The organism is Pseudomonas sp. Q1 (assembly GCF_009935975.1).
Taxonomy (GTDB): domain Bacteria; phylum Pseudomonadota; class Gammaproteobacteria; order Pseudomonadales; family Pseudomonadaceae; genus Aquipseudomonas; species Aquipseudomonas palleroniana.
In genome coordinates this window covers 132139-146644 of the sequence record NZ_QODI01000001.1, presented here as the reverse complement: position 1 = coordinate 146644, position 14506 = coordinate 132139, and the positions used below count along the sequence as shown (strand labels likewise).

Annotated in this window: 12 protein-coding genes; 8 read left to right on the top strand and 4 right to left on the bottom strand. The window is 61.4% G+C overall.

What is annotated here, in order from left to right:
* The 3 genes from DK870_RS00560 to DK870_RS00550 all read right to left on the bottom strand — a co-directional run bounded on the left by DK870_RS00560 (nt 1) and on the right by DK870_RS00550 (nt 2688).
* Nucleotides 1–723 (bottom strand): MotA/TolQ/ExbB proton channel family protein, encoded by a 723-nt coding sequence (locus DK870_RS00560; RefSeq protein WP_161547835.1) that lies wholly within the window; start codon nt 721–723, stop codon nt 1–3.
* 51 nt (nt 724–774) lie between these two features.
* Nucleotides 775–1596: an energy transducer TonB gene (locus DK870_RS00555; RefSeq protein ID WP_161547656.1), complete on the bottom strand. Its 822-nt coding sequence runs from the start codon at nt 1594–1596 to the stop codon at nt 775–777.
* 240 nt (nt 1597–1836) lie between these two features.
* A complete protein-coding gene (locus tag DK870_RS00550; RefSeq protein WP_104995211.1) occupies nt 1837–2688 on the bottom strand; it encodes a LysR family transcriptional regulator in 852 nt (283 codons plus the stop codon).
* 108 nt (nt 2689–2796) lie between these two features.
* Between DK870_RS00550 and DK870_RS00545 the strand changes: the two genes are divergently transcribed.
* Complete coding sequence (locus DK870_RS00545; RefSeq protein ID WP_161547655.1) at nt 2797–3984, top strand: CynX/NimT family MFS transporter; 1188 nt, start codon at nt 2797–2799, stop codon at nt 3982–3984.
* Here DK870_RS00545 and DK870_RS00540 read toward each other — a convergent pair.
* Nucleotides 3955–6270, bottom strand: a complete 2316-nt coding sequence (locus DK870_RS00540; RefSeq protein WP_161547654.1) for a TonB-dependent receptor — start codon at nt 6268–6270, stop codon at nt 3955–3957. The genes DK870_RS00545 and DK870_RS00540 overlap by 30 nt on opposite strands.
* 154 nt (nt 6271–6424) lie before the next feature.
* Between DK870_RS00540 and DK870_RS00535 the strand changes: the two genes are divergently transcribed.
* From DK870_RS00535 to DK870_RS00505, 7 genes are all read left to right on the top strand, one after another.
* Complete coding sequence (locus DK870_RS00535) at nt 6425–7369, top strand: LysR family transcriptional regulator (RefSeq protein ID WP_161547653.1); 945 nt, start codon at nt 6425–6427, stop codon at nt 7367–7369.
* Between the two features lie 416 nt (nt 7370–7785).
* Nucleotides 7786–8355, top strand: a complete 570-nt coding sequence (locus DK870_RS00530; RefSeq protein WP_104995207.1) for a DJ-1/PfpI family protein — start codon at nt 7786–7788, stop codon at nt 8353–8355.
* Between the two features lie 687 nt (nt 8356–9042).
* Nucleotides 9043–10164 (top strand): hypothetical protein, encoded by a 1122-nt coding sequence (locus tag DK870_RS00525; RefSeq protein WP_161547652.1) that lies wholly within the window; start codon nt 9043–9045, stop codon nt 10162–10164.
* Complete coding sequence (locus DK870_RS00520) at nt 10157–11158, top strand: alpha/beta fold hydrolase (protein WP_161547651.1); 1002 nt, start codon at nt 10157–10159, stop codon at nt 11156–11158. The genes DK870_RS00525 and DK870_RS00520 overlap by 8 nt, the downstream gene beginning before the upstream one ends.
* Nucleotides 11155–12510 (top strand): serine hydroxymethyltransferase, encoded by a 1356-nt coding sequence (glyA, locus tag DK870_RS00515; protein ID WP_104995204.1) that lies wholly within the window; start codon nt 11155–11157, stop codon nt 12508–12510. The genes DK870_RS00520 and glyA overlap by 4 nt, the downstream gene beginning before the upstream one ends.
* A gap of 91 nt (nt 12511–12601) precedes the next feature.
* Nucleotides 12602–13336 carry a flavodoxin family protein gene (locus DK870_RS00510; protein ID WP_104995203.1) on the top strand — a complete coding sequence of 245 codons (735 nt, stop codon included), beginning with the start codon at nt 12602–12604 and terminating at the stop codon, nt 13334–13336.
* 32 nt (nt 13337–13368) lie between these two features.
* Nucleotides 13369–14487 (top strand): DNA glycosylase AlkZ-like family protein, encoded by a 1119-nt coding sequence (locus tag DK870_RS00505; protein ID WP_104995202.1) that lies wholly within the window; start codon nt 13369–13371, stop codon nt 14485–14487.
* Nucleotides 14488–14506: the final 19 nt, after the last annotated feature.

Sequence of the window (14506 nt, the reverse complement as noted above, 5' to 3'; positions counted from 1 at the left end):
TCAGGACGCCTCCTTCACTTTCTGCGGGTTGCCGGCCGCGCTCTTGGTCAGCGAGGGGTGGAGCAGCACGCGGAAGGAATGCTTCTGCGCCAGGCTGTAGAAGTCGTGGGCAAAATCATCCAGATCGGCCGCCGTCAGCTTCAGGCGGCGCAGGAAATAGTTGTAGACCAACACCGCCGGCACGGCCACGGCAATCCCCACACCCGTAGCGACCAGCGCCGCACCAATCGGGCCAGCCACGGTTTCCAGGCTGGCGGAGCCGGCAGCACTGATGCCCTTGAGCGCTTCCATGATCCCCCACACGGTGCCGAACAGGCCGATGAACGGCGAGGTGCTGCCGATGCTGGCAACCACGGCCAGGCCGGTTTCCAGTGAACGACGCTCACGCACGATCTGCTGGCGCAGGGCACGTTCGAGGCGGTCCTGATGGTTGATGGCCTGGCTCAAATCCGCTGCATGGGCAGAATCACCCACCTGGATCGCCGCATAACCGGCCTGGGCCACTCGGGCTGCGGCACCCGGCTGGGTTTCGGCCAGCTCGGCGGCAGAGTCGAGACTCGACGCCGCCCAGAACTGCTGGTGGAACTTGCGGTCCTGGGCCTTGAGGCGAGCGAACTGCACGCCCTTCAACAATGCCAAGCCCCAGGTGACGACCGAAAAGGCCACCAGCAGCCAGATCACCGCGCTTTCGATGGATTCAAGTGGAGATGCCAATGCCATGATGTTTTCCCTCTGTACAGGTTGCGGCGTGCGCGACACACCGCAGCGCAATAGTTAGTGAATCTTGAAATCGATCGGTACGCTGACCCAACCGTCCTGGGCGACATCGCCCTGTTTGGCCGGTACAAAACTCCAGCGCTTTACAGCAGCCAGTGCGGCATCATCGAGTTGCTGGCGGCCGCTGCTTTTCTGCACCTGGATCTCGCCCGGCTTGCCGCTGGCCAAGACGTGTACCCGCAGCAGTACCGTGCCTTCCCAACCACGACGCTGGGCCAATGACGGGTATTCGGGCGCCGGGTTCTTCAAGTAAGCGGCGTTGGCCGAAGCCGGTGTAACCGGTGCAGGCGCTGCGACGGGCGCTGCCGGAGCGGGCGGCGCAGGCACAGGTGGCGCGGGCGGCTGCTCGACCGCCTTCGGGGCCGGCTCAGGTTTCGGCTTGGGCTTGGGCTGCGGCTTGGGCACAGGTTTCGGGATTGGCTTTGGCGGCGCAGGCTTGGCTGCCAACTCATCCACCACCGGTGGCGGCGGCTCAACCACGGGCGGCGGTGGAGGCGGCGGCACAGGCGGTGGCGGCTCGACCACCGGCGGTGCCGGCTGGGCAAACTCGATGGTCATCGGTGGTATTTCCGGCGGCACAATCGGCAGCACCGGCGTGGGTTTCTGGCTCACCCAATAAACCACCGCACCGTGCAAGGCCAACACCAGCAGCCCCAGCAGAACCCCTTCGCGGCGACTCGAAAAACGCTTGGGAGCCTTCTGCAGCCGCAGTTGCCCCAATGGCGCGCGGTGCGGCCGGCCAAGGTCGACCAACTCACCACCCGGTGCCTGGCGCCATTGCGCCTCGTGTGCACTGGCGGCGGTCTGGACATTGCCCATGGATTCACTCCCTACGGTTTTCACACAAAAAAACCGACAGGCCAGCCAAAGTGGCCGTCGAGGGCTGAATCATCGGGGTTAGACGCTTATCTCTTAAAGTAATCTTTAAAGTTATACATATACCTAAACCGAATAAAAGAAATATCCTGAATCATCAAACCCCCGCCCACTGCGGCTTTGAGCGAAGACGTTATTTTTCAATGCTTTTCAGGCATACAAAATATTCAGAAAAGGTATGGCTCAGCCTGGGCTGTTTGCACACAAATCGAGCAATTGACGCTGCAGCGTCTGCCCTGGCGCCCCCAAGCCACTACGGCCGTATACCGCCAGCCGCACGCCCTGCACCGTCGGCAAACCACTCTCCTCGCCGAGTACCGCATGCCCAGGTTGCAGCACCCGTCGCGGCAACAGGCTGATCCCCAACCCCGCCGACACTGCCGAACACACGCTGGCCAAACTGGCGCTGGAATAGCCGATACGCCAGCGCCAGCCCCCCACTTCCAGGTGATGCAACATTTCGTTGCGGTATAACCCACCCACCGGAAACGCCACCAGCGGCAGCGGGTCGCGCCCCAGGCACGGGGTGCTGCGGCTGTCGACCCAGCACAACGGTTCCGGCCAGGAAGCCAGGCAGTCATCGCTGTGGCCCATCTGCTTGACCAGCAGCACGTCAAACTCACCGCTGCGGTACTGGCGCTGCAATTCGGGACCGAGGCCGCTGGTGACCTCCAGCCTCACTCGGGGATGGCTCACCACAAAGGCCGAGAGCAATGGCATCAGGCGCTCGGCGGCAAAATCCTCCGGCACCCCAAGGCGCAGCACACCGTCGTTTTGCTGATTGACCAACACATCGGCGGCTTCTTCATGCAGCGCGAGGATGCGCCGTGCATAGGCCAGCAACCGTTCACCTTCGGCGGTAGCGACCACCCGGCGCTGGTCGCGGTCGAGCAACTGGCACGCTACCGCGTCTTCCAGGCGCCGGATCTGCTGGCTCACGGTGGATTGGGTCAGGTGCAGGCGCTCGGCGGCGCGAGTGAAATTGGCGCAATCCACCACGGTCACAAAGCTGCGCAATAACACGGGATCGAACATAGGCGTCACCATTGCATTTGCCACTGGTTGGCATGGTTATATTTAATTTCAGAATACCTGCGACGCTCGCCATACTCACGCCTCGTCGATTGAGCGTAAGGGCACTGCATGACCCGCCAAACATCCCTCGCCGGCTGGGGCCTGCTGGTCGTGCTGGGCCTGAACCTGCGGCCGATCCTCAGCTCCATCAGCCCGTTGCTCGCGGACATTCGCCAGGCTACCGGCTTGAGCTTCCAGAGCAGCGCCCTGCTCACCAGCCTGCCGGTGATTTGCATGGGCCTGGTGGCACTGGTGGGTGTGCGTCTGGAGGCCCGCCTGGGTGAACGACGCGGCATCGCCCTGGGCTTGATAATGATCCTGCTGGCCTGCCTGGCACGCTGGTTGATGGGCCAGGCTTCGGCACTGCTGGCCACGGCGTTGCTGGGTGGTGCCGGCGTGGCGCTGATCCAGGCATTGGTGCCGGCGATGATCAAGCGCGAATTCCACCACCGCGTGCCGGTGGCGATGGGCGTGTATTCGGCGTCATTGATGGCCGGTGGCGGGCTGGCGGCCCTGCTGAGCCCGGTAGTCGCCACGCATTTTCAGCAATGGCAGGCGGGCCTTGGGGTCTGGCTGCTGCCCGCAATCGCTGCACTGTTGTTGTGGGGGTTTGTACCGCTGGGTGCGGCGAGAAGCGCAACCGTGATCCCCACCTTCAAGGGCCTGCGCAATCGTCGGGCGTGGCTGCTGGCCGTGTATTTCGGCCTGGTCAATTGCGGTTACATGAGCATGGTGGCGTGGCTGCCTGCGTACTATCAGCAACTGGGCTGGGGCGTACTGCCCAGCGGTTCGCTGCTGGCCTTCATGACCCTCTTCCAAGTGAGCGCCGCGCTGCTGATGCCGGTGCTGGCCCAGCGCGGCATCGACCGACGCCCCCTGCTCGGCATCAGTCTGCTGGCGCAGACCGTGGGCTACCTCGGCCTGTTGATGGCACCGCAGCAGTTCCCCCATGTGTGGGTGGCGCTGATCGGCTTCGGCCTGGGCGCCTGCTTCGCCTTGAGTTTGCTGCTGACCCTCGACCACCACCGCGACCCGCGCCAGGCCGGGCAACTGGCGGCCTTCGTACAAGGCGTGGGCTTTTTGATCAACGCCATTTCGCCATGGCTGACGGGCTGGCTACGTGAACTCACCGGCACTTTTGTCAGCGCCTGGTGGGTACTGGCCGTTACCGTGGTGGCGATGCTGGTGGTGACACGAGTATTCAGCCCGGCCACCTATCGCAGCGGCTCAGAAGTCGTAGCGGCCAGTCACGCCTAGGGTGCGGGGCGTCCCCAACAAGCCTTCATAGCCGCCGTTACCGCCTGTCCACAACGTGGTGTAGTAGGTTTTGTCGAAGGCATTTTTCAGCCACAACGACACATCCCACTGCCCCTGCGGGTAGTTGCCGCGCAGGCCGGTAGACAGGTTGACCACGGCATAGGCGGGAATCTGTCCGTAATCGGAGTCTTCCACGGTGCCCACCGCTTTGGAGCGGAACGCATAGCTGGCGGTCACGTAGGGCTCGAAGCCGTTATCCAGGTTCCATTTGTATTCGCCATTGGCGTTGGCGATCCACTTGGACGCGCCGACCACTTGATGCCCCGTGAGGTCGCACGACGCCGGCGCACCGGGGCGCAAGCTGACTTCCGGCGGGCATGGCGCATCCTTGTAAGACAGGTAGCTCACATCATTGAACGAGCCGTTGAGGTTCAGCGTCAGGCCCTTGACCGGCACCAGGGTGCTTTCCACTTCCACACCACGCGAGCGTACGGACCCGGCATTGGTCAGGTACTGCACGCGGTTGTCCTGGTCATAGGCGTTGGTCTGGTAGCCGTTGACCTGGGTCCAGAACAGGTTGGCGTTAAGCTGCAGGCGGCGATCCCACAGCGTGCTCTTGAAGCCCAATTCGGCGTTGTTGGCACGCTCGGTGCCGATCAGCAAGGAGTCGGCCCCGGCGGTTGGCGCGGAGCCCACGGCCAAATTGACCCCACCGGATTTTTCGCCATGGGACAGCGTCGCGTAACCCAACAGGTTTTCATTGAAGTGATAGGTGAGGTTGAGCAGCCCCGAGGGCGTGGCGCTGTACTGATTAAGGTCGCCCGAGTCATACACTCCCGTGCGCCCGCGTCGCGCCGTAGCAGCGGCGCCGGCCACCGCAGCACCACCCAGCGGCGCATTACGCGTGACCCAGGCGCTTTTCTCTTCATAGGTGCCGCGTAGGCCGGCGGTGAAATCCAGACGCTCCGTCAGGTGCCAGGTGCCTTGGGCGAACAACGCAAAACTGTCGGTGCGGATATGCCCGTTGCCGACACTGCTGACATTGTTCAACGCACCGGCAGGTGTGCCGTTCCAGATATCGGCCTTGGGCCCGTAGTAGGCGAAGGACTTGTTATCCAGGTCGGAGCCGAAGTAATACGCGCCCAGCACGTAGTCGAAGAAGCCACCCGTGGGCGAGGCCAGCCGGAACTCCTGGGACCACTGTTTATCTTCCACCGATACGCCGGCGTTGTACGATGCGGGCACGTTGAGTCCGTCATCGTTGCGCGGGGTGAAATTCCACCAGCGATAGGCACTGACCGACGTCAGCGTGAAGTCACTCGGCAACGTCCAGTTGGCCTCCAGCGATGTACCGCCCTGGAACACCGTGACGTGCTGGTCGCTGTCCAGGTTGACCTTGCGATGCGTGCCGTCCACCAGCGTTGCCCCCGCGGCAGCGGCCCGCGACGCATACAGGTTGGTGCCATTGATGGTCGGCCCGGTGCTGTACAACACACGGGTGCCGGCGCTGGAATCTTCCTCGTTGTAATCGCCGATCCAACGCAGGTTGAACGTCTCGCTGGGCTTGTACAGCAGTTGCCCGCGAAAGCCCTGGCGTGAACCGCCATTGAGGTCGTGGCCGTCGTATTGGTTCTTGATGTCGCCGTCGCTGCGCGTGCGATAGGCCGAGAAACGCCCCGCCAAGTCATCGCTGAGCGGGCCGGAGATCGTGCCCTTGGTCTGGAAGTAACCGTCCTCGCCCAACGACGTCTCGATACTGCGCTCGGGGGTGAAACTCGGTGCGCGGGTGCTGATGTTGATCACCCCCGCCGTGGTGTTCTTGCCGAACAGTGTGCCTTGCGGGCCGCGTAATACTTCAAGCTGCTCGATGTCCATCAAGTCGAACACCGCCATGCCCGGCCGCCCAAGGTACACGTTGTCGATATACAGCCCCACGCTGCCTTCCAGGCCGTCGCTGGCCGGGTTGTTGCCCAGCCCGCGGATCGACACGCTGGACTGGCGTGCATGCATATAGGCGACATTGACGCTGGGCACCAGTTGCTGCAGATCCTGGATCCGATACACCCGCTGACTTTCCAGGGCCTGGCCACCGATCACGCTCATCGGCGTCGGCACATCCTGGGCGCTTTCGGTACGCCGCCTGGCGGTGACCGTGACGGTCTCCAGTTGGCCGCTGGCGTTCTCGCCCTTGCTTGCCGGCGCGGCTACTTCGGCGGCCTGGCTTGGTGACCAACTGCTGCTACCGGCCACTAATACGGCCATGGGCAAGGACTTCAACAGACTCATAAGCGGCTCCCCAAGCGGAAATATCCAACAACGCATATTCCCTAAAGTTATTTATTTATGGTTTAACGGACATTTACTGCATAAGAGATTGCCTTTATAAGGAGTCGACCTGATGCATAGCCAATGCATTTCCCGGATATTTTTGATGTGAAAAATGCATATCGACCTGCGCCAGCTTCGCCACTTCATCGCCCTTGCCGAACACCGCAGTTTTGTCGCCGCGGCGTTGGCCGTGAGCCTGTCGCAGTCAGCGTTCAGCCGTAGCATCCAGGCGCTGGAACACAGCGCCGGGTGCCAACTGGTCGATCGTGGGCGCAAGGACCTGGCGCCCACCAAACAGGGCCAGGTCCTGCTGGAACATGCACGCCGCCTGGTCAGCGGCGCACAGCAATTGGCCAACGAGATCAGCCAATTCAATGGCCTGGAGGCCGGTGAACTGCGCTTCGGTTGCGGGCCGGCACCGGCCGGCGGGTTGGTCCCCCGCGCCATCGGCAGTTTTATCGGGCGCTACCCCAAGGCCCGCGTGCAATTCCAGGTGGATGACTGGCAAAGCCTGAGCAAACGCCTGCTCAGCGAAGAGTTCGAGTTCTTCGTCGCCGACACCCGCCACTTCGAAGCCAACCCGGACTACCACACCCACCGCTTGCGCCCACGCCGCTGGTACTTCTGCTGCCGCGCCGGGCACCCGCTGGCCCAGCGCGAGAGCGTGAGCGCCGCCGAGCTGATGAGTTACCCCCTGGCCGTGACCATCCGCCCGCCGAACCTGCGCAAAGTCATCGTCGACCTCAGCGGCCGCCCGGATTACCTGCCCAACGTGGAATGTGAAAACGGCTACAGCCTGATGGGTGTGGTACTGCGCTCGGACGCCATCGGTATCGTCAGTGCCAACAGCGACGTGCTGCACATGGCCCGGGGCGAATTGGTGTGCCTGACAATCGATGGGCTGGCGGAGGACCTGGAGGAGCGTTACACCCGCTACGGCATTGTCAGCCGGGCGGGCTATCGGCTGTCGCCGCTGGCGGAGGCGATGATCGAACAGATCAAAGAAGTGGATGAACAGGATAAGGACGTATGTTCATTGGAAAATTTAGCTGTTTGATAGGTCGTAATGCGTTGATGCTTCAGGCCACCCCCTCGCAACGCAGCAATACCAGATCGCTTGCTGTGGGGCATCCCCCCACCGCCAGCCTGTTCCAGCGTTTTGTACTGCTGGTGGCTCTGATTTCTATTGCGCTACCTCGATATCGAGCACTTGCCTAGTAAGGAGTCAGGGTCATCCGTTGCTGTTGCCAATTCGCAGTCGGCATCAGATGAAGGGACGGAGTTTCTCTCCAGCGGCTGAATATGCCGCCGCGTTGATCACTGTCATTGTCAGTTGAAATACACACTGCCAAAACTCAGCCACATCATTTCATCAGCCCCGCTTGCATCTACACTCGACGGCCATGCCCACCTGGAAAACCCTGCTGGGCAGGTTGCTGCTGATTATCATGGAAACTTGAGAAGGACACTCAAATGGTACGCGCCGTTACTATTCTCACCGAAAATTTTTCTGACTGGGAGCCCGCGCTGATCAACTCCACGGGCCGAGCCTACTATGGCTTCGAGACTTGTTTTGCCGCTCCCGGTGGCAAGCAAGTGACATCATCCGGAGGCATGACCATCATCCCCAACCTGGCCATCGAGGTCATTCGGCTGGACGATGTCGACTTGCTGATTGTGACGGGAGGCCCGATCTGGAAAACAGACAAGGCGCCCGCCATCGAGGCGTTGGTCCGTGAGGCCCACGACAGAAACATTGTCGTGGCGGGAATCTGTGACGGTACCCGCGTACTGGCCAAGGCTGGAGTGCTGGATCACTTGCAGCACACCTCTAATTGCGTTGACAACCTGAAGCAGGTGCATTATCGCGGAGCAGATTATTACCAGGACGTACCGTACGCTGTTGCCGACCAGGGTGTGGTCACGGCTCCCGGCAGCGCGCCGGTCAGTTTCATGGCGCAAATTCTCGACACCTTGGGTTTGAACGACAAGAAGCTGGATGCCTACCTGGCCATGCATGCGGCTGAACATATTCACGGCTAAACCCTTTCCCTCTATCTCTCCTCTCACCTCGGCGCTGCGGCCTGTTACCGCAGCGCACTTCACCGTTGAACCACTCCTCCAATACTGCGCTGACAAAAGCCCCTTTTTGTTCTTCACTGCCGAACTGCAGTTTCAGATCGTCCGACAATTTTTTTAAAATCGGAGAAATCTTACTTGCGATTACGACATTTCCGACTTAAGTTACCCACATGACGCGTAGGGGGTTTCCTTGGCTCCATCAGGACGAGTTTGGAGCCGCGTCAAAGGATGCATTGTTGAGTTCGCCAAGAGGCGACACTTTTCGACCAAAGCTAAGGAATGGCTAAATGTTTTTCTCTGCCGACATGACTGTGGCTCGATGCCTGCCGCACTCGCCTGTGTCTCCAGCTTTCAGCACCTCATCCCATGAGCGAAATGCTGTAAGTAATATTTCCCATACCCTCAGAGCCCTGCCCGAGATGACGTCAGGCTCTCTCCTTAGCGTGCGCCTTAGAAATTGATTGGCCCGCTCATAGTCAGCAAATAACCGACACATTTTTACGACATGACTGACTGAGTCTGTCGTACAAAAACCTGTGCGCGTTCTATGTCTTTCCCGCTGAACGGGAGAGATGCGAGTGCCCGGGAATGTACTCCTCAATGGATTGAGATCGCCGCTGGCTGCTGCCTATGCGTCGAGGACCTGACGTGTCAAAAATAACAGTTGAACGCTCGAACAAAGAATCGACCGAGCAGATGAGCATGACGCAAGCACTTGCCGATGACAGTCTGAGTGTCGAGGCCAAGGCCCTGGTCGCCCAAGGCATCTATGCCGGGGTCGCTCAGGAAGTTTCCATCGTCATACCTTTCAAAACCGCGACCCATCCGGATTTTGGACTTTTGCGTCAGTTGGTGATCGCTGGATGGGGCGAAGCGCTCGGCCAGTATCTTGCAGTGCTTGATCTGGGGGAAGACGGCGTTCCAGAAGCCTTGCGCAAGGTTCAGTTGGCTGTCAGATCCGGCACTGCGCTATTTGCCGTCGGCAGCCTGACCACCCGCGCTGGAGTGCACTGCCTGGTCTCGATCCATCATGGGTTGGCCGACGAACATAGCCTTGAGGTGCTGGCACGACAGCTACAAACAGAAGATATCGACTCGGCCCTGATGTGCATGCGTCGAGGGCGCGAACGCCATGGCGAATACGTCCGGGCGCAAACACAGCTCGCGCAAGTTGATGGCGCGCATCTGACCGCTGCGGCGCACGCCATGACCCCCGTGCGTTTGCTGCAAACCGGGCGCTTGGCCTTCGACATCCAACGCCAGCGCATCAGCCTGCAACGCACCCTGGACATCGCATCAATCAATACCGACAAGCCGCCCGTAGCGAAACTCCTGGACTGCCTGCAGCGGGCCGCTGTCATCGCCGAAGGCGACATCCTGTGTTCGTCGCACAACTGGCGCGAGGCTCACCAGCAGGATGCCATCGGCATGATGACGGGTCTTGTTCCACGCTCTGTGGCGACCCCTGGAGCGCTTGTGCTTCCCGGGCAAATCAGCCTTGAAGCATGCGCCCGTCGCTCGCAGGCGGCGCGCCAGGCGCTGGCCTGCTGCCGCGCGTCCGAGCTGTTCATCAATGGTGCCGGTCGACGCGGCATACCGGCTTCACACGTGATGAGTGCAACTTTTCCGGTCGGCATCGACATACGGCGTACCGGCGCTTCGCAACTGCTCCTGGAACTCGAGGGACCGTTTTGCGACGCCAGCGCAGCCACCAATCTGCTCAATGAACTCGCTGATGTATTTATGGATAGGAGTGAATGGAATGACTGAAAACATCCAGCTTGATGAACACGCTCTGGCTGATGAAGTGGCTCGCGTCTGCGCCACTTTTGCCGAGGTGCTCGGCCTGCCGAGTGTCGGCCACGAGGACAACTTCTTCAACCTTGGCGGCGACTCCTTTGAAGCGATTCGCGTAATGTCGCGGCTGTCTTGCAATTTGCCCATAGTGACTCTTTTCGAGCACCCGACGGCAGCGGGCCTTGCTCAACGCATTGTCCGCGCCGCCGCCCGACAAGCCGCACGTCTGGTCTGTTTTGGCGACGTCCAAGCAGCCGCGGGTTCGACTGCGGTGATTGCGGTGCCTTTCGGCGGCGGAGACGCCACGGCCTACCGAAATCTGTTTCAAGGTAATCCGGATGTGCAGGTGTTCGGCGTGGACTTCGGTGATACCGAGGTGGAGAACGCCGAGGATTTTCAAAGTCTGCTCGACGGCCTTACCAGCGACATCGAAGAAATCGGCGCTGCCCATCTGGTGATCTATGGCCACTGCGCAGGCGCGGCGACCGCTGCGTGCATCGCATCAAGCATGGCCGCCCACCACAACCATCTCGCTCTGGTGGTGGCCGCCTCACGCCCGGTGCTGGATGCAGACGCCGCGATTCGTGCTGCTGAAACCACTTCGGACCAGATCTGGACCGACTACTTGCGATCGCTGGGGGCCTTCACCGGGCTGCTCGACACTCAGGTCGAGAGCATGCTGGCTCGCGGTCGAAGAGACCACCTGATCGCCTGCGAAGCCTATCGCTACCTGACACAGTACCCGGCCAACGGCGTATCTGCACTGGTGCTGCTGGGTGACGAGGACCCGGCCACCGCCGAGCCTGAAGTCGTATTGGCGCAATGGGGCAAGTTCATCAACGTCACCCAAGCCGCCACCCTCGCCGGTGGCGGGCACTACTTTGTGCGTACCCATGCGCACGAGGTCGAGGAAACCGTACTGGCTTTTACAGCACACAACACCAAAGGAAGGGATAGCAAGTCATGACAGTCAATCATCAACCACTTCTGACCCAGGCTGATCTGCTCAAGCGGGGCCTGGCCGATCTGCAGGAACATGATGCCGCACTGGCGCGGATTCTCGACGCCGAGGTCGCTCGCCAGCAACGCACGCTCTCGCTGGTGGCCTCTTGCTGCGCGGTCAAGCCGCGCACCCTGGCCGCGTCGTCCTCCGTACTGGTCAACGTGACTGCCGAAGGTGTGCCCGGACGCCGTTATCACGCCGGTTGCGAGAACGTCGACCTGGTCGAGTCTCTGGCAATCCAACGCGCCCGCGAGCTGTTCTCTGCGCAGTACGCCGGTGTGCAGTCGCACTCGGCTTCCAGCGCCAACTATTCAGTACTCGCGGCTTTGCTCGAACCTGGCGACACGCTGCTGGGCATGGCTCTGGATAACGGCGGCCACCTGACCCATGGCAGTCCCGTGACGTTCTCGGGCACTTACTACAACGCCATTGGCTATGGCACCACCAAGGAAGGCCTGATCGACTACGACGAAGTCCGCAGGCTGGCTTTGGAACATCGCCCGCGACTGATCATCTGCGGTGCCACGGCCTACTCCAGAGTCGTGGATTTCGAGCGCTTCCGCCGGATCGCCGACGAAGCCGGTGCCATCCTGATGGCCGACATCTCGCACATTGCCGGTCTGGTGGCAACCGGGCGGCATCCAAGCCCGATTAACGCTGCGCACGTCACCACCACCTGTACCCACAAGCAGCTCGCCGGCCCGCGTGGTGGGCTGATTCTCTCCGGCCGTGACGCCCACGAAAAAGTCCCTGGCCGTGAAGCGACGTTCAGCCGCGTGCTCGAACTGGCGGTGTTCCCGCGGATGCAAGGCGCACCGGCCGTCAACATGATGGCTGCCAAGGCCGCGGCACTGGGGTACGCCATGACCCCTGAGTTCGATGCCGAGATGCAGCGCATCCGCACTGCAGCGGACGTAATGGCCAGCGAATTCCAGGCCAGGGACTATGAAGTGGTGGGTGGTCGCAGCGAGAACCACACCATTCTGATCCGCCTGCGTGCTGCGATGACCGGCGCTATCGCCGAGACCGCGCTGGAGCACTGTGGAATCGTCGTCAACAAGAACCGTGTGCCCGGCGAAACCCGCTCGTCTTTCGTCACCAGCGGCCTGCGCATAGGTACCGGCGCCCTCGCCCAGCGTCATGTCGACCCGCAAGGTTGCCGGGAGATCGTCGACCTGCTCTGCCGGATCCTGGACGAGGTAACGCCGCTCGGTGACAGCGAGTTCACCCTCGATCCACTCCTGCGCCAGCAATTCTGCGCAGAGGCCGAGGCGCTTTGCGCGAAGTATCCGATCGCCGATTACCTCGCACGCTAAAACAGTCTCCGGCAGCGCTGGAGGCATGGCACGACGGTCCGCCGATCGTCGTGCCTGGGAACAGGCAAAACTCTAAGGAGAGAGAAGCATCATGACGGACAAGATCAAGTATGTCGCCATCAATGGCTCGGAACGGGTGGATGGCAACAATGCCAGGGCGCTGGAGTGGGCGGCCGAGTACCTGGAAAAACAGGATGTCATTCTCGAAGTTTTCTCATTGGCCAACGCCAAAATCGACCCTTGCGGGGCCTGCGGTGATTGCAATTTTCGCAACGAACCCTGCGCCCAGAAAGATGACGCCGCGCGCGCCGTGCGCCTCATGGAAGCCAGCGATGGCGTGATCTTCGCCTGTGCCGTGCATGGCTTTGGCGCAACCCCTCTGATGTCGGCGTTCCTGGAACGGGTCGGCACCGGGTTCCTGCGCCACGACCGCACCCTCACCAACAAAGTGGCCGGGGTCATGGTCACTGGTCGGCGCATGGGCCATGTCGAGGTCTACAACCAGATGCTCCAGTGCGCCTTGCTCAACCGCATGATCATGGTCGGCTACGGCTTCCCGGCGATGCTCGTAGGCGACAAGAAAGGCGAAGTGCTGGGTGACAAGGAAGGCATGGAGATGCTGCGTCGGATGCTTGATCGCATGGTGTCCATGACGCGTCTGATCCGCGACTACGAGCAGCTCACCGGGCAGCCGGCGCTGCCGGTCTCGGTGCCTGGGGAACGCCATCGCGAGGGTAACGACGGCAAGTTCTTCGTACCGACCAAGTCCGACATGTACCAGGTCGAGGCCACTCGCAGTTGCAACTTCGATGTCGTCGGCGACTGAACAGCGCAGCCACAGAGCCAATCGAGAATCATATGAGCATTAGAACTGCCTGCAATGGCCTCACTGACATTCTCCTGCGGGAATGGATGGTGTCGGAGCATTTCGAGCGCCTGGCACAAGCAACGGTGACACAGATAGCACAGGCCTATGTCGGCGTTTATTCGGCGCGACCCACCAGTTGGCTGGCGGTCATGGCACGCAATCAAAACCTCGATCGCAAGAGCGTACTGGCGAAAGAAAACGACAGCGAGTTGTTGCGTATCCCGGGTATGCGGCGCTCCAAGTTCCTGCTGCCCGGCGAGCTGGCAGGCAACGTCTTTGCGGCCACTCGCCTGCCGTTGGCAGGCCACGAGTGGCGGCTACGGGACGTCGGGCTTGGCCTGGACGATTACCGACGCCTGCTGCCGGCGCTGATCACTTTGAGCACAGGTGCCGCCGTGCGTCTGCAAGACATTGCCAGTGCACTCGAACTGCCGGCGCCCCAGGCGCGGGCGTTGACGTCAGTGGCGACCTATGACGGCGCGTTGGTTCGCATACCAGCGGCCAATCATTGGTCGAACCGCTGGCTGTATTCAGCTGCACCTGAAGGGCTGTTGCCGGGTGACGGTGCGCCACTGGACCGCGACTCGTTGCTGCGTGACATCGCTGGGCGTTACGTCGAGCACTATGGACCGGTCACGGTCGATGACCTTGCCTGGTGGCTCGGTGTTTCAAAGGAGACCGCACGCGCGCTGCTTCAAGGCTGTGCAGCCTGCCGGGTCGCCGATCAGATGTGGCATAGCGAGGCCGGGAAAGCGCGTCTTGAGCAGTTCCTGCAACGCGAGCAGAAACCCGCGAGCAAGCAGATCCGCTTTCTGCCGGCCTGGGACCCGTTGGTCATGGGCTATGCGCCCGGTTCCAGGCAGCGCGACTGCCTTGAACTGGAACGCATCGGCGGCTACGACACGGCCGGCAACGGCCGGCCGGTGGTGCTCATCGGTGGCCGGGCTGCCGCGACCTGGCACACGGCGGCCAAGGGCAGCAAACGCGTCATCGCAGTCGATGCCTCGACACTGACTGACCAGGAACGTGCAGCCGTGCTTGAGGCTGCCACGGTTCTGGCGGAGCAGATCGGGGCTATTCACCAGATCGAAAACGAACTCACAGCGTGAAAACAGGGAAGCATGAACA

Coding starts and splice junctions, on each gene's coding strand:
- DK870_RS00555 (WP_161547656.1), bottom strand. CDS start 1,596: ATGGGCAATGTCCAGACCGCCGCCAGTGCACACGAGGCGCAATGGCGC.
- DK870_RS00510 (WP_104995203.1), top strand. CDS start 12,602: ATGACGGACAAGATCAAGTATGTCGCCATCAATGGCTCGGAACGGGTG.
- DK870_RS00540 (WP_161547654.1), bottom strand. CDS start 6,270: ATGAGTCTGTTGAAGTCCTTGCCCATGGCCGTATTAGTGGCCGGTAGC.
- DK870_RS00535 (WP_161547653.1), top strand. CDS start 6,425: ATGCATATCGACCTGCGCCAGCTTCGCCACTTCATCGCCCTTGCCGAA.
- DK870_RS00505 (WP_104995202.1), top strand. CDS start 13,369: ATGAGCATTAGAACTGCCTGCAATGGCCTCACTGACATTCTCCTGCGG.
- DK870_RS00530 (WP_104995207.1), top strand. CDS start 7,786: ATGGTACGCGCCGTTACTATTCTCACCGAAAATTTTTCTGACTGGGAG.
- DK870_RS00550 (WP_104995211.1), bottom strand. CDS start 2,688: ATGTTCGATCCCGTGTTATTGCGCAGCTTTGTGACCGTGGTGGATTGC.
- glyA (WP_104995204.1), top strand. CDS start 11,155: ATGACAGTCAATCATCAACCACTTCTGACCCAGGCTGATCTGCTCAAG.
- DK870_RS00520 (WP_161547651.1), top strand. CDS start 10,157: ATGACTGAAAACATCCAGCTTGATGAACACGCTCTGGCTGATGAAGTG.
- DK870_RS00545 (WP_161547655.1), top strand. CDS start 2,797: ATGACCCGCCAAACATCCCTCGCCGGCTGGGGCCTGCTGGTCGTGCTG.